Here is a 12,896-nt window from a genome sequence, read left to right as displayed (position 1 = left end):
GTTTTCCGGCAAGCCCGGCGCTGGCTTGATGCGATTGTCGAGCGATGCCAGCGCTCCCATGCGTCGGCGCGCACATGACAGCAGGACAATCGCCGATGACTGGGCCAAGACCGACGCTTATCCTTGTCCATGAACCGGAGCGCGCTTGCCTCGACAGGCTTTTGGCCGATGGTTTTGCCCGCAAGGCGGCGACCGAGATATCATCCTATCTGGCGCAGTCGACCGATCTGGCGCCCGAGTTCGGAGCGCTCGCCGAGGCCTGTGCGCGACGCGGGTTCGATTTTCGTGCCGTCGAGCTCGACGATGCGGCGGAGGTCCTGGCGGCCTGCGACCGCAAGACAAGCCTTGTCTGGACGCTGACCGACGGCATCGCCTATTTCCGCGGCGGGGCAGCACCCGCACTCGCTCGCCTCAATGGGCTTGCCACCATCGGCGCCGACGATTCCTTGTTTGCGCTGTGCCAGGACAAGTTCCGCGCCGGTGCGGTGCTCGCTGCACTCGGCCTGCCGGTGCCACAGGCGGGGCTTGCACGCGGCGGCAAATGGCTGGTCGAGCCACCGGTCTCGTCCTCAGGCTATTTCGTCAAGCCGAACCGGCTCGGCGCCAAGATCGGCATCTGGGAGGATTCGCGCTGCCGCGTGGCGGAAGAAGCGCTTGGGCTCGGTCGACGGGTGTTCGATGCCTATCGTGACGACGTCATCGTGCAGCCCTATCTGGCGGGCCGCAACGTGCGGGCGAGTTTTCTCGCCGTCGACCCCGGTGCCGGGCCGGAAGCGCTGGGCATCGTCTTTGTCGATTCAGGCGGCGATTTCCAGACCATGGCCGACAGCATGGCGCTTTACGGCGATACGGGCGCGGCCGCCAAGGGTGCTGGCCACTATGCCGAACCGGAACTGGTGCGTGTCGCCTCGGTGCAGCCGGGCGCGGCCGAAATCATCAGGCAGATTGCAGCGAAGCTGATGGCCGGGCTCGGCCTGCGCGACGTCTTTTCGCTCGATTTCCGCGTCGAGGCCGACGACACCGTGCATCTCATCGAATTCGAGGTCTGCCCCGGCCTGCCCTGCTTCGATTTCCGCGCCTATTGCCGGGCCGAATGGCAGCTTGGCCTCGCTGACGCGATGGCCGAGACGGCGGCGCGCCGTCTACTTCGGTAATCTTTTACCGCGTCAGCTCTGGCGTTCCATGCACACGGACGTATGTCCGGACTGGATGAAGCCGATCTGCTGGGCGGCACCCTTGGACAGGTCGAGCACGCGTCCCTTGATGAAAGGGCCACGGTCGTTGACGCGCACAATGACGCTTTTGCCGTTTCTCTGGTTGGTCACCTTGAGCTTGGTGCCGAAGGGAAGCGAACGATGCGCTGCGGTCATGGCCGATGGATTCATGCGCTCGCCCGAAGCTGTCTTCGAGTTCAGAGCGTACCAGGATGCACCGCCGCATTGGGCCGAGGCGGTACCGGTGGAGGCTAGAAACATCATGCTGGCGGCAATGGCGGCCGCCGCGATCGCGGGCTTGGCGTTCTTCATCTTCTGGTTAACACTCCGTTGATTGTACACACGGAGCGGTTTCAACCTAAATGTGGCAGCGAATGGGGCAACCTTCGGGCGGTTCCATGACGAGCGCACACGTTTGGAGTCTCTGGGTAACAGTCTGTCAGAGTCAAAGTGCCCGGCGTAAGGAATATTTTCACACTTGCAGCCGCCGGGCGCAGGTGATCGGGAGATCAGTAGAATCTATGTGTACAAAGTAACTGTCGGAAATACTTCCCAAGGTTCGCGGATTCCAAGCTCTGGCAAGGCGTTCTGGGATCTTCAATCGAAGTGGATTGTCGTGATGAGAATCGCAGGCAATATATTCGCCGGGCTCGCTGCCGTGCTCGGCGCGGTCTGGATGCTCCAGGGCGCAGGCTGGCTCGGCGGCAGCTTCATGACCGGGCAGACCAGGTGGTTCTGGATCGGGCTTGCAACCACGCTAGCCGGTTGTGCCGGCCTGTTGTGGCTCCATCGCCACCGACGCGGATGAGAGACGGCCTGTCCCTGCTTCGTGACGGGAGCAGTCCTTCTTCGTCATTGAACTTATTGCGTTTTTTTGAGATAATGCTGCCAGTGCGAAGAACGCCCGACTGAGGAGTTCGATAGGCACGCACACATAGTCCTCACGGGCGCTCGAGCTTAACTCGAACGTAACCGAAGAGGATTTTTATCATGGCAACCCTTGAGAAAATGGCTCCCGCTGGCCTCATGACACACCGGCGCTGGGAGGACATCGCGTCGATGATCCTCGGCGTCGCGATCATTGCCTCGCCCATGCTGCTCGGCAATGCCGGCATGCCCAAAATGGTGGCGGTCACAGCGCTTGTGGGCGCCGCCGTCGTGGTGCTCGCCGGCCTGGAGCAGGTCTTCCTGCGGCGCTGGGAGGAATTCCTGTCGCTGCTGTGCGGCGCTTGGATGATCATCTCGCCATTCTTCTTCCAGTATGGCGGCGCGCTGCGCAGCTGGCACATAGGCCTTGGCATCGCAGTGGCGGCACTGGCCGTGCTGGAACTCTGGCAGGATCGCAACCGCAACCTTGAGGCATGATGCATCGCCGAGAATGACCCTGGCCCCGGGGTTTGGGGTCAGCTTTATGCTCAGGTCGAAGCTTGTCCGACTGGTCCTGGCATCGTTGACCTGGATCGGCCCGATTGATGCGGCGCTCGCGATAGACGACAGGGATGCGTTGAAATCAGGCAACAAAAAAAGCCCGGTGAAAACCGGGCTTTTTTTGAGTGTTTCTCGACAGCACGGAGCTATCTGAAACAGGAAACTGGTGCCCAGAAGAGGACTCGAACCTCCACGCCTCGCGGCACACGGACCTGAACCGTGCGCGTCTACCAATTCCGCCATCTGGGCTGGTGGCGGTGATGTAAGCGGGCGAAGCGACTGTGTCAACGCGCTTTTTCAGCTTTTGCCGACGAATGCTGCGACGAGTTGGAATTGTCGCATTCAAGCACGCCGCATGACGTAGGGGCAGTCGGCATATCGAAGCCGACGAAGGGTAGGGAGCCGCGAATCCGCAGCTCCCTTATCGGCTTACGCCAGCACTTCCTTGGAAGCGACGGTCGAATCAGCGTTGAGCTTGTAGACGATCGGCACGCCGGTCCCGAGTTCGAGCTTGACGATGTCCGGACCCGAAATGCCTTCAAGCGCCATGATCAGCGCTCGCAGCGAATTGCCATGCGCTGCGACCAGCACCGTGCCGCCGCGCAGCACGTGCGGCTGCATGTCGTGCATGTAGTAGGGCCACACGCGCGCGCCGGTGTCCTTGAGGCTCTCGCCGCCGGGAGGCGGGGTGTCGTAGGAGCGGCGCCAGATATGGACCTGCTCCTCGCCCCACTTGGCGCGGGCATCGTCCTTGTTGAGGCCGTTGAGGTCGCCATAGTCGCGCTCGTTGAGCGCCTGGTTGCGGATGGTCTTGAGATCGCTCTGGCCGGTGGCGTCGAGGATGTACTGGCAGGTCTTTTGCGCACGCATCAGGGCCGAGGTGTAGGCGATGTCGAACTTCAGTCCTCGCGCCTTGAGCTTCTGGCCAGCGGCCTTGGCTTCGGCGGTGCCCTGTTCGGTCAGGTCGACGTCGCGCCAGCCGGTGAACAGGTTCTTCAAGTTCCATTCGCTCTGGCCGTGACGGACGAGCACGAGAGTTCCGGACATTTTTGCTCCCTTGAGATTGAGATGATGAGGCTGGATTGGGTTGACTACAGGCCGAGCACGTCGCGCATCGAGTAAAGCCCAGGCTTGCGGCCATGCGCCCATAGCGCTGCCTTGACGGCGCCGCGGGCGAAGATGGTGCGGTCCTCGGCCTGATGCGACAAGGTGATGCGCTCGCCTGTGCCGGCCAAGATAACGGAATGATCGCCGACGACCGAGCCGCCGCGCAGCGCGGCAAAGCCGATCGTGCCCGCCTCGCGCACGCCGGTGTGGCCGTCACGCACGCGCACGCTCTTCTCGGCCAGCGCGATCTTGCGGCCTTCGGCCGCCGCCTCGCCGAGCAGCAGCGCCGTGCCCGAAGGCGCGTCGACCTTGTGACGGTGGTGCATTTCAAGGATTTCTATGTCGAAGTCGCTGGGTCCGAGCGCCTGGGCGGCCTTTTCGACCAGCACCGCAAGCAGATTGACGCCGAGGCTCATATTGCCCGACTTGACGATGGTGGCATGGCGGGCGGCAGCAGCGATCCTGGCGTCGTCTTCGGGCGAACAACCGGTGGTGCCGATGACATGGGCAATGCGCGCCTGTGCGGCGTAGCCGGCGAATTCGACGGTTGCAGCCGGGACGGTGAAATCGAGCACGCCGTCGGCCTTGGCGAAGGCGGCCAGCGGATCATCGGTGATCTCGACATTGATGATGCCGATGCCGCTGAGTTCGCCGGCGTCCTTGCCGAGATGCGGCGAGCCGCTACGCTCGATGGCGCCGACGACACGCACGCCCTCCATGGCGTGGATGGTGCGCAACAGCACCTGACCCATTCGCCCGGCGGCACCGACCACCACAAGACCCATGTCGCTCATTGTCAGCTCCTTGCGGCGTCTTCAAACAGGCAGCCCTGTCGCTGCGCGAAAACTGCGCCCCTCATAAAGCATGACGTGCGAAGGGGAAACCGCCTTTTGGTAGCTAGAGGCGCCAGCGCCGGTCGCCGGTCTCGACGCCGAACAGTTCTGGCGTACGGGCGTAGGCTGCGAGGCCGGCAAGGGCCGCCAGCGGGTGGGTGATGACATAGACCGGCATCGAGGCCATTAGCTCGCGATGCGGTGCCTTGTCTTCAAAGGCCTCGCGGAAGTTGCCCTGTTTCAATGCCGGCACGATCTTCTGGGCAATGCCGCCGGTGAGGTAGACGCCGCCCTTACTCTTGAACACCAGCGCCAGGTCGCCGGCAGTACGTCCAAGGCAGGTGACGAAGATGGAAAGGGCTTCTTCGGCAATCACGTCGCTGCCGGCAAGCGCAGCGGCGGTGACTTCAGCCGGCTGGGTGAGGGTGGGGGCCTTACCGTCGGCCGTGGCCACGGCGCGATAGGTGTTGACCAGGCCGCGTCCACACAGGATCTGCTCGCCCGAGATGCGGCCTTCGAGCTTTTCGAGATGCGGGAAGACCTCGAAATCGCGCGCGCTGCGGGGACCGAGATCCATGTGACCGCCTTCGCCGGGAATGGGGATCCAGCGACCAAGCGCATGGACCAGGCCGGCGACGCCAAGGCCGGTGCCAGGACCGAGCACGACGCGGCCAGCACCCTCTTCCGGCTCGCCGCCACCGATCTTTTCCATGTGCTCGTCGCCGAGTGCCACGACAGCCAGCGCCTGCGCTTCGAAATCGTTGAGCACGAGGATGTCGACGAGACCAAGCGTCGAAAACATCTGCCGGGGACGCACCACCCAGGGACAGTTGGTGAGCGCGATCTCCTCGCCCTCGACCGGCCCGGCAACGGCCAGAACCGCCGAACGCGGCTTGACCGGCGCGCCGTCGAGGACAGCGAGAATGGCGTCGTCGATGGTGGCATAATTGGCGGTCTGGACGATGCGCGGTTCGCCGGCGTCCTTGTCGGCGCTCTCGACGATGGCAAAGCGCGCATTGGTGCCGCCGATATCGCCGATCAGGATCGGGAAGGGGAGAGCCTGCGCTTGCTCGCTTGGATGTGACATGCTCGGCTCCGTCCCCACGTCGGCGTTCAGCCGTTCTCTTGGTTTTCCAGCATGATCTCGGCCGTCGCCCGATTCAACGCCATGGGAATGTCGTAGACGATGGCGAGCCGCATCAATGCCTTCACATCGACGTCATGCGGCATCGGCGTCAGCGGATCAACGAAGAAAATCAAGAGGTCGATCCTGCCCTCGCTGATCAGCGCGCCGATCTGCTGGTCACCGCCGAGCGGACCACTTTTCAGCGGCGTCAGGTTGAGGCCGGGGCAGGCCGCCAGCACGCGCTGGCCGGTGGTGCCGGTGGCAACGATATGACAGGTCATAAGGAAGTCGGCATGAGCGCCCGTGAAGGCGACCATGTCGTCTTTCTTCTCATCATGGGCGATCAGTGCGAGACGCAAGGCTGGTGTCACTCGTAAGACGCCCCGACAGGTTAAATCGGTTGAAATCCATAAACGGATTTCCGCGACATGGGAAGCGGGTCGGCGCGCCTGCCGCTTTGCTGGATCAGTTGTTCGTCGGTCGAGGACGCGGCAAGGGGATGTCCACTGAAGGCCTGGGCGCGAAGGCGTTGGCGGCAGCCGACGCGCCGCCGGACTGTGAAATCACCGGCTTGCCCGGCGCCACCGCCTCGGGCTCTGGAGCAGCGACCACAGCCGTAGGCGCGCCTTTGCCACGGAACGTGACGGCCGCTTCTGAAGCCGGCGAGGGCGCATTGAGCACGGCAACGCATTGCTTGGGCAGGCTGGCCATCGTCATGACGTCTCGCGCCTTGGGCTTTTCTGGGCCCGTAGCCGGACGCCAGGGCTCTTCGGTGAACCACCAGGCAAGCGACTTGTCACAGCCGTCGCCGCGCGGCGTCGGATCCTGCTCCTTGCAGCCCATAGAGCCCGGCTGGCAGCCGATGCGGATGTGGAAATGGTAATCGTGGCCCCAGAAGGGCCGAACCTTGCGCAGCCACGAGCGGTCTCCGGTGACGGTCTCGCAAAGTTTCTGCTTGATGCCGGGATTGACGAGGATGCGTTCAACCTCGGGATAGCTCGCGGCGCGCTCAAGCAGCCGCGCATGCGCTGGCGTCCAGCGCTTTTCGATGACCCGGTGGGTCTTTTCGTTGACCATCGAGACAGCGCTCATGTTTTCGCGCTCGCTCGCCGTAAGCCGGTGATCGGGCATGGGCGTGAACCAGATGTCGGCGTCAAGGCCGATCTGGTGGGAAGCGTGGCCTGTCAGCATCGGGCCGCCGCGCGGCTGCGAGATGTCGCCGATCAACAGGCCGGGCCAGCCGTCTGCGGTGGCGTCGCGCGACAGCTTTTCGATCAGCGAAATCATCGCCGGATGGCCCCAGCGTCGGTTGCGCGACAGGCGCATGGCCTGCCAGGTCGGTCCATCGGTGGCAATCGCCACGCCGCCGGAGAAGCAGCCCTTGGAGTAGAAGCCGTAGGAATGCGCAGCGATCGCCGCCGGCAGCTTCTTGGCGCCAAACAGGTCCTTCGCCAGCTCAGCGGCACTTGCCGCCTGCATGTCGATGCCGACAAGCCCAAGCGTTGCCGCGACCATGAGAAGCCGCGCTGCCTTGCCCAGAAATCTGCTGAATGATGTCGTCATTGGAGTCCGATCCTCTCCACGAGCTTGGGCCGCTACGGTTACCGAATGGTAAATATTGACCCCTCGCCCCCTTATTTCGCCGCTTGGCACACCCGGTCAGGTCTGCCGCATCGGGCTGCGCCTGTCGGCCTCGCCTTCGCCGCGCCAGCTGCCGTCAGCCCACATGCTGTCCAGTGCCGCACGGTAGTTGGGCAGCCGGAATTGATAGCCCAGCGCCTTGATCGCGGTGTTGGCGACGCGCTTGTTCTCGCCATAGAAAGACCGCGCCATGGGCGAAAGTTGGGCAGTCTCGAACGGAATTTCAGGCGGCGGTGCTGCACCCATCAGGTCAGCGGCATAAGCGACGACATCCTGGGGTGGCGCGGGCTCATCGTCGGTGACGTTGAAGACCCCGCCATAATCGCCATCGCCGAGAAACCACAGCGCGCCTGATATGTCGTCGACATGGATGCGGTTGAACACCTGTCCCTGCTTGACCAGGCGCTTGGCGGTGCCGTTTTCGAGATTGACGAAGGCGTTGCGCCCAGGGCCGTAGATGCCCGACAGGCGCAGGATCGCGACCGGCCGTCCGATCGCTTCGCCAAGCTCGTGCCAAGCCTGCTCGGCGGCGAGCCGCATCGAGGAACGGTCGGGCTTCGGCCGACATGTCGCGGTCTCGTCGATCCAGGCGCCACCATGGTCGCCATAGACGCCGACGGTGGAGAGATAACCGATCCAGCGCAGCAGTGGCATGCCGTGAGCGATCGCCTCGCGAGCGGCATTCAGCACCGGGTCGCCGTCATCGCCGGGTGCGGCTGAGACCACGAGATGGGTGGTTACGGCCAGTTGCGCCCTGACTTCAGGGGTCAGCTGTCCGTCGAAGACAAAAGGCTCGATGTCAGCTGCTTCGAGGCCCGCGAATTTGTCCGCCGAGCGCGTGGTGCCGGCGATGCGAACGCCGTGTGGGCGCATGCGGGCGAATGCCTTGCCGGAGTAGCCGGCGCCGAAGATGAATATTTTCTGCTCGGTCATGCCTGCGTCCGTGCGGGTTCGACTTGCGTAAGCTGCCACTCGGCAATCACGTCGTCTTCGGTTTCGGTCTTCAGAGCCTGTTGCGCAAGAGCCGAAAACGTCTCGCCCGGCACAAGCCGCGACAGCGCCCAGATGGCGGCACCGCGCACCAAAGGCGAGGGGTCGGCGAGCAAAGCCCGGCAAGGCTCGATCAAGGTGGCGTCAGCCGAATTGCCCGATGCAATCAGCACGTTGCGGATAAAACGATCGCGGCCGATGCGCTTGACCGGCGAGCCGGAGAAGAAAGCGCGGAAGGTCGCATCATCAAGTGCGAGCAGCTCGGCGAGGCGCGGCTCGCGCAGGTCGTCGCGGGCCGCGAGTTTTTGCTCGGACGCGGCCTGGGCAAACTTGTTCCACGGGCAGGCGGCAAGGCAATCGTCGCAGCCATAGATACGGTTGCCGATCTTTGGGCGGAATTCGAGCGGGATCGGCCCCTTGTTTTCGATGGTGAGGTAGGAGATGCAGCGCCGCGCATCGAGCCTGTAGGGCGCAGGAAACGCGTCGGTCGGGCAGGCGTCGAGGCAGGCGCGGCAGGAGCCGCAATGGTCGACCTCGGCGGCGTCGGGTTCAAGCTCGGCGGTGGTGAAGATAGTACCCAAAAACAGCCAGGAGCCGAACTCGCGGCTGACCAGATTGGTGTGCTTGCCTTGCCAGCCAAGCCCCGCCGCCTCGGCCAAGGGTTTTTCCATCACAGGGGCGGTGTCGACAAACACCTTCACGTCGCCGCCGGCGCGGGCGACGATCTTGCCGGCGATCTCCTTCAGCCGGCCCTTCATGACGTCGTGATAGTCGCGGTTGCGGGCATAGACCGAGATCGCAGCACGGTCCTTGTGGGATAGGAGGTCGCGCGGGTCGCTGTCGGGCCCATAATTCATCGCCAGAACGATGATCGAGCGCACGTCTGGCCACAAAACGGATGGTTCGCTGCGGCGCTCCAGCGTTTCGGCGATCCAGCCCATGGAGCCGTGCAAGCCTTCATCGACGAACTGGGCAAGGCGGGCAGGGGCCAGCGGAATGGCGTTTGGGCGCGTGACCGCGACGGCGGCGAAGCCGGCGCGTTTGGCTTCGCGCTCGATCAGCTGGCGCAGCGCCGTATCAGAAATCGAGGTCCGCATAATGCGATGCCGGTGTCAGGCCACGTACCCGGTCGGTGAGCAGGGGCCGGAAGGATGGCCGCGACTTGACCCTGGTGTACCATTCGCGCGCCGAGGAATATTCGCGCCATTCGATCTCGCCGAGATAGTCGAGCACCGAAAGCGAGGCGGCGGCGGCAAGGTCGGCATAGGTAATACGTGGCCCTGCGAGCCAGTGACGCGTGCCGGCAAGCCAGTTGGTGTATTTCATGTGCTGGCGGATGTTGGCACGGGCCGCACGGATCGCGGCTGAATCGGGCGAACCACCGCCTGCCGATTCGGGCATATGCGGCTTCAGCACCCGCTCGCGCACCAGATGCCGGGTGACTTCGCTTTCGGTCTTGGTCAGATACCAGTCGGTGAGGCGGCGGATTTCGGCGCGCTCCATCGGGTCTTCGGCGAACAGCCTGCGCTCGCGCTTCAGTACGCCGCGCGTCTCGTCGATATATTCGGAAATGATCATCGCGCCGACGATCGGCACGTCGCCTTCAGCGAGCAGAACCGGCAGCGTGCCGGCCGGATTGAGCGCCAGGAATTCCTTGCGCCGCGTCCACGGCTTCTCTTCGATCAGCGCCAGCTCTTCGCCATACTCGCCAAAAGCCAGGCGGACAAAACGGCATGTCGCGAACATTGGGTGATGGAAAAGCGTCAGCATGGTCCTGCGAAATTTCGTGATCGGTAGCGCTCTGGCGAATCGGTTGCCGCGCCGCTAGAGCTTCTGGACCCGGCTCGCCGGGCTCTCGGGCGAACCGACCTATAGGGTGAGTTCCGCCCTATGACAAGCAATCGCGAATGAACCACCTCGCGGGGACTGGAATGGATAGCCAGACAATCGTCAATGCACTGCTGCTCGGCTTGCTCGAGGGGCTCACGGAATTCATCCCGGTTTCCTCGACGGGCCACATCCTGCTCGCCGGGCATTTCCTCGGTTTCAACTCGACCGGCAAGACCTTCGAGATCCTGATCCAGCTTGGCGCCATCCTGGCCATCTTGTCGGTCTATTGGGCGCGGCTGTGGCGAATGCTGATCGATCTGCCCCGCGACCCTCAGACGCAACGCTTCGTTGCGGGCATCCTGATCGCTTTCCTGCCGGCGGCGATCATCGGCGCTGTGGCGCATGATTTCATCAAGACGGTGCTGTTTGAATCGCCGAAGCTGATCTGCACCATGCTGATCCTCGGCGGCATCGTGCTGTTGTTCGTCGACAAGCTCGACCTCAAGCCACGCTACGGCGACGTCACCAAGTTTCCGCTGTCGGTCTATCTCAGGATTGGCCTGTTCCAGTGCCTGGCGATGATCCCCGGCACCTCGCGCTCGGGTGCGACGATCGTCGGCTCGCTGCTGATGGGCGTTGAAAAGCGCGCGGCGGCGGAGTTCTCGTTCTTCCTCGCCATGCCGACCATGGTCGGGGCGTTCGCCTTCGACCTTTACAAAAACCGCGACATTCTTTCGGCGTCCGACCTGCCGGTGATCGGCATCGGCTTCCTCGCCGCGTTCATCACCGCACTGTTTGTCGTGAAGCACCTGCTCGATTACGTCTCGCGCAACGGCTATGCGCTGTTTGGCTGGTGGCGCCTGCTGGTCGGCGGCGTCGGCATGATCGCACTGCTGGTGTGGGGCTAACGCCCCTTTGCCCCGCCATTGGTCGCGAGCCAGATGACGTGGCGGGCGCCGCTCTTGCCGTTGGCGCGGACCTTGACCTCCTCGACGGCAAAGCCGCAGACTTCAAGGCGCCTGGTGAAGCTGCGGTCGGGGCCTTGCGACCACACGGCCAGTATTCCCCCCGGACGCAATGCCGCGCGGGCTGCATCAAGTCCGGCGTGGCTGTAGAGGCTGTCATTGGCCTTGCGTGACAGCCCTTCCGGGCCGTTGTCGACATCGAGCAGGATCGCATCATAGGTCGCCTTGGCCGCCGCGATGACGCGGCCGACATCGCCCTCGACGATCTCGACGCGCGGGTCGTCCAGGCAACCGGCAAAAACCTCCGCCATCGGGCCACGCGCCCAGGCGACCACCTCAGGCACCAGTTCGGCAACGACGATGCGGGCATTGGCGCCAAGCACGGCCAAGGCGGCGCGCAGCGTAAAGCCCATGCCAAGACCGCCGATCAGCATCTGCGGCCGGGCGCGGTCGCGGATGCGCTCCGACGTCAGCGTCGCCAGCGCCTTTTCCGAGCCGCTGAGACGGCTGTTCATCAGCTCGTTGGTGCCGAGCATGATCGAGAATTCATGGCCGCGCTGCTTCAGGCGCAGCTCCTCGCCGCCACCGGGAATCTTTGCGGTGTCGAGAACGGACCAGGGAATCATCGGCAACTCTTGGATTGGGAGATCATTTCGCGCTCCCTAGCATAAAAATGCCCGACGGCAGAAAGGTCCGCCTAAACCTTCTCCCAGCCGTCATGTTCGCCGGCGCGGAAAATCGCGTCGATGGCTTTCTGGTTGAGCACCGATTCCTCAAGCGAGAAGACGTGGTCCTTGCCGCCTTGTGCTGCGCGCACAAAGGCCTCGACCTCGAGCCGGTATTGCTGCGCTCCGGGGAAGCGGAACACGGTTGCTTCATTGTGGCCGGCGTTGTGGAGTTCGACGCGGTGATGGTCGTAGAGGCCGGCATTGAAGGGCGAGTGGATTTCGATGAAACCCTTGTCGCCGTGGAAGACCATCAGCTGGCGATTGGCGAGCTGGGTCGAGAGATAAAAAGACAGCTCGAAATCGCCGAAATCGGCGCGCACGCTGGAATAGATGTCGGTGCCGAATTTCTTGTCGCGCTCGATGCTTGCCTGCACCCGCACCGGCTCCTTGCCGGTCGAAAATCGCGTTGTGACCGTCGGGTAGACACCGATGTCGGGCAGGGCGCCACCGCCAAGGTCGAGCTGGTTGCGCATGTTGTTGGGGTCGACGTTGAAATAGGAAAACGCACCCTGGACATGCTTGAGCTTGCCGATGGCGCCGGACGCGATCAGATCGCGTACCTTGAGCCATTGCGGGTGGTAGGTGACCATGAAGGCTTCGGAGACAACCACCTTCTTGCGGTCGCGGATGGCGATCAGCGGGGCGATGTCGTCCGCCTTGAGCGCCAGCGGCTTTTCGACCAGCACATGCTTGCCGGCTTCGGCAGCTTTTGCCGCCCATTCCAGATGCTGCGAGGTAGGCAGCGGGATGTAGACGCCGTCGACCGCATCGGAAGCCAAAAGCTCGTCATAGGAGCCGAAAGCGTGGCGCGCGCCAAAGCGGTCGGCCAGCGCCTTGGCCTTGGCGATGTCGCGGCTGGCGATGGCTGCGACCACGCCATTGTCAGAATCGGCGATCGCCGGCAGCAGCTGCTCACGGCCGATCTTGGCTGTCGAAAGTACGCCCCAACGAAACATCTCGCCTCCGATACTTGAATTCGGCCCTGGCGGCCGCCAACCCGAACTGTGCGCAAAAGGGGCGAAAAATGCCAGCAG

Annotated in this window: 15 protein-coding genes and 1 tRNA gene; 4 read left to right on the top strand and 12 right to left on the bottom strand. The window is 63.5% G+C overall.

Going from position 1 to position 12,896, the window contains the following annotated elements:
• Nucleotides 1-95 precede the first annotated feature (95 nt).
• Entirely contained in the window at nucleotides 96-1,154 is a 1,059-nt protein-coding gene (locus AC1DLV_RS18710) for a D-alanine--D-alanine ligase family protein (protein WP_476801386.1), read from the top strand.
• Nucleotides 1,155-1,166: 12 nt separating this feature from the next.
• Here the strand turns inward: AC1DLV_RS18710 and AC1DLV_RS18705 are convergent, their stop codons facing one another.
• Nucleotides 1,167-1,526 (bottom strand): septal ring lytic transglycosylase RlpA family protein, encoded by a 360-nt coding sequence (locus AC1DLV_RS18705; RefSeq protein ID WP_476801385.1) that lies wholly within the window; start codon nucleotides 1,524-1,526, stop codon nucleotides 1,167-1,169.
• A 307-nt stretch (nucleotides 1,527-1,833) separates the two neighbouring features.
• Here AC1DLV_RS18705 and AC1DLV_RS18700 point away from each other — a divergent pair, with 307 nt between their 5' ends.
• The gene (locus AC1DLV_RS18700) at nucleotides 1,834-2,022 is read left to right on the top strand and encodes a hypothetical protein (protein WP_476801384.1); all 189 of its coding nucleotides are present in this window, start codon (nucleotides 1,834-1,836) and stop codon (nucleotides 2,020-2,022) included.
• 182 nt (nucleotides 2,023-2,204) lie between these two features.
• Nucleotides 2,205-2,579: an SPW repeat domain-containing protein gene (locus AC1DLV_RS18695; RefSeq protein WP_476801383.1), complete on the top strand. Its 375-nt coding sequence runs from the start codon at nucleotides 2,205-2,207 to the stop codon at nucleotides 2,577-2,579.
• Nucleotides 2,580-2,806: 227 nt separating this feature from the next.
• On the opposite strand, the gene AC1DLV_RS18690 is transcribed toward AC1DLV_RS18695, so the two are convergent.
• From AC1DLV_RS18690 to AC1DLV_RS18650, 9 genes are all read right to left on the bottom strand, one after another.
• Nucleotides 2,807-2,891: transfer RNA gene (locus tag AC1DLV_RS18690), tRNA-Leu, on the bottom strand.
• A 180-nt stretch (nucleotides 2,892-3,071) separates the two neighbouring features.
• Nucleotides 3,072-3,689, bottom strand: a complete 618-nt coding sequence (locus AC1DLV_RS18685; protein WP_476801381.1) for a 2,3-bisphosphoglycerate-dependent phosphoglycerate mutase — start codon at nucleotides 3,687-3,689, stop codon at nucleotides 3,072-3,074.
• A gap of 44 nt (nucleotides 3,690-3,733) precedes the next feature.
• Entirely contained in the window at nucleotides 3,734-4,543 is an 810-nt protein-coding gene (gene dapB, locus AC1DLV_RS18680; RefSeq protein ID WP_476801380.1) for a 4-hydroxy-tetrahydrodipicolinate reductase, read from the bottom strand.
• A gap of 103 nt (nucleotides 4,544-4,646) precedes the next feature.
• Nucleotides 4,647-5,669 (bottom strand): glucokinase, encoded by a 1,023-nt coding sequence (locus tag AC1DLV_RS18675; RefSeq protein ID WP_476801379.1) that lies wholly within the window; start codon nucleotides 5,667-5,669, stop codon nucleotides 4,647-4,649.
• A 26-nt stretch (nucleotides 5,670-5,695) separates the two neighbouring features.
• Nucleotides 5,696-6,025 (bottom strand): methylglyoxal synthase, encoded by a 330-nt coding sequence (locus tag AC1DLV_RS18670; RefSeq protein ID WP_476801446.1) that lies wholly within the window; start codon nucleotides 6,023-6,025, stop codon nucleotides 5,696-5,698.
• Nucleotides 6,026-6,173: 148 nt separating this feature from the next.
• On the bottom strand, nucleotides 6,174-7,271 hold the full coding sequence (mepA, locus tag AC1DLV_RS18665) for a penicillin-insensitive murein endopeptidase (protein WP_476801378.1): 1,098 nt from the start codon (nucleotides 7,269-7,271) through the stop codon (nucleotides 6,174-6,176).
• 96 nt (nucleotides 7,272-7,367) lie between these two features.
• The gene (locus AC1DLV_RS18660; protein ID WP_476801377.1) at nucleotides 7,368-8,282 is read right to left on the bottom strand and encodes an SDR family oxidoreductase; all 915 of its coding nucleotides are present in this window, start codon (nucleotides 8,280-8,282) and stop codon (nucleotides 7,368-7,370) included.
• Nucleotides 8,279-9,436 (bottom strand): tRNA epoxyqueuosine(34) reductase QueG, encoded by a 1,158-nt coding sequence (gene queG, locus AC1DLV_RS18655; RefSeq protein ID WP_476801376.1) that lies wholly within the window; start codon nucleotides 9,434-9,436, stop codon nucleotides 8,279-8,281. The genes AC1DLV_RS18660 and queG overlap by 4 nt, the downstream gene beginning before the upstream one ends.
• Nucleotides 9,417-10,109, bottom strand: coding sequence for a glutathione S-transferase family protein (locus AC1DLV_RS18650; protein WP_476788207.1), 693 nt, complete (start codon nucleotides 10,107-10,109; stop codon nucleotides 9,417-9,419). Before AC1DLV_RS18650 ends, queG begins: the two co-directional genes overlap by 20 nt.
• Before the next feature lie 161 nt (nucleotides 10,110-10,270).
• On the opposite strand from AC1DLV_RS18650, the gene AC1DLV_RS18645 reads away from it, so the two are divergent.
• Nucleotides 10,271-11,077 (top strand): undecaprenyl-diphosphate phosphatase, encoded by an 807-nt coding sequence (locus AC1DLV_RS18645; protein WP_476801375.1) that lies wholly within the window; start codon nucleotides 10,271-10,273, stop codon nucleotides 11,075-11,077.
• Here AC1DLV_RS18645 and AC1DLV_RS18640 read toward each other — a convergent pair.
• Both AC1DLV_RS18640 and AC1DLV_RS18635 read right to left on the bottom strand, forming a co-directional pair.
• Nucleotides 11,074-11,760, bottom strand: coding sequence for a spermidine synthase (locus AC1DLV_RS18640; protein WP_476801374.1), 687 nt, complete (start codon nucleotides 11,758-11,760; stop codon nucleotides 11,074-11,076). The two genes, AC1DLV_RS18645 and AC1DLV_RS18640, sit on opposite strands and share 4 nt — an antisense overlap.
• A gap of 71 nt (nucleotides 11,761-11,831) precedes the next feature.
• Nucleotides 11,832-12,818 carry a Gfo/Idh/MocA family protein gene (locus tag AC1DLV_RS18635; protein ID WP_476801373.1) on the bottom strand — a complete coding sequence of 329 codons (987 nt, stop codon included), beginning with the start codon at nucleotides 12,816-12,818 and terminating at the stop codon, nucleotides 11,832-11,834.
• Between the last annotated feature and the right edge of the window lie 78 nt (nucleotides 12,819-12,896).

It is taken from the genome of Aminobacter sp. 01T433 (genome assembly GCF_056398585.1).
This window is presented reverse-complemented; position numbering and strand designations above follow the sequence as displayed.

Coding starts and splice junctions, on each gene's coding strand:
- AC1DLV_RS18685 (WP_476801381.1), bottom strand. CDS start 3,689: ATGTCCGGAACTCTCGTGCTCGTCCGTCACGGCCAGAGCGAATGGAAC.
- queG (WP_476801376.1), bottom strand. CDS start 9,436: ATGCGGACCTCGATTTCTGATACGGCGCTGCGCCAGCTGATCGAGCGC.
- mepA (WP_476801378.1), bottom strand. CDS start 7,271: ATGACGACATCATTCAGCAGATTTCTGGGCAAGGCAGCGCGGCTTCTC.
- AC1DLV_RS18645 (WP_476801375.1), top strand. CDS start 10,271: ATGGATAGCCAGACAATCGTCAATGCACTGCTGCTCGGCTTGCTCGAG.
- AC1DLV_RS18705 (WP_476801385.1), bottom strand. CDS start 1,526: ATGAAGAACGCCAAGCCCGCGATCGCGGCGGCCGCCATTGCCGCCAGC.
- AC1DLV_RS18700 (WP_476801384.1), top strand. CDS start 1,834: ATGAGAATCGCAGGCAATATATTCGCCGGGCTCGCTGCCGTGCTCGGC.
- AC1DLV_RS18660 (WP_476801377.1), bottom strand. CDS start 8,282: ATGACCGAGCAGAAAATATTCATCTTCGGCGCCGGCTACTCCGGCAAG.
- AC1DLV_RS18710 (WP_476801386.1), top strand. CDS start 96: ATGACTGGGCCAAGACCGACGCTTATCCTTGTCCATGAACCGGAGCGC.
- AC1DLV_RS18650 (WP_476788207.1), bottom strand. CDS start 10,109: ATGCTGACGCTTTTCCATCACCCAATGTTCGCGACATGCCGTTTTGTC.
- dapB (WP_476801380.1), bottom strand. CDS start 4,543: ATGAGCGACATGGGTCTTGTGGTGGTCGGTGCCGCCGGGCGAATGGGT.
- AC1DLV_RS18670 (WP_476801446.1), bottom strand. CDS start 6,025: ATGGTCGCCTTCACGGGCGCTCATGCCGACTTCCTTATGACCTGTCAT.
- AC1DLV_RS18640 (WP_476801374.1), bottom strand. CDS start 11,760: ATGATTCCCTGGTCCGTTCTCGACACCGCAAAGATTCCCGGTGGCGGC.
- AC1DLV_RS18695 (WP_476801383.1), top strand. CDS start 2,205: ATGGCAACCCTTGAGAAAATGGCTCCCGCTGGCCTCATGACACACCGG.
- AC1DLV_RS18675 (WP_476801379.1), bottom strand. CDS start 5,669: ATGTCACATCCAAGCGAGCAAGCGCAGGCTCTCCCCTTCCCGATCCTG.
- AC1DLV_RS18635 (WP_476801373.1), bottom strand. CDS start 12,818: ATGTTTCGTTGGGGCGTACTTTCGACAGCCAAGATCGGCCGTGAGCAG.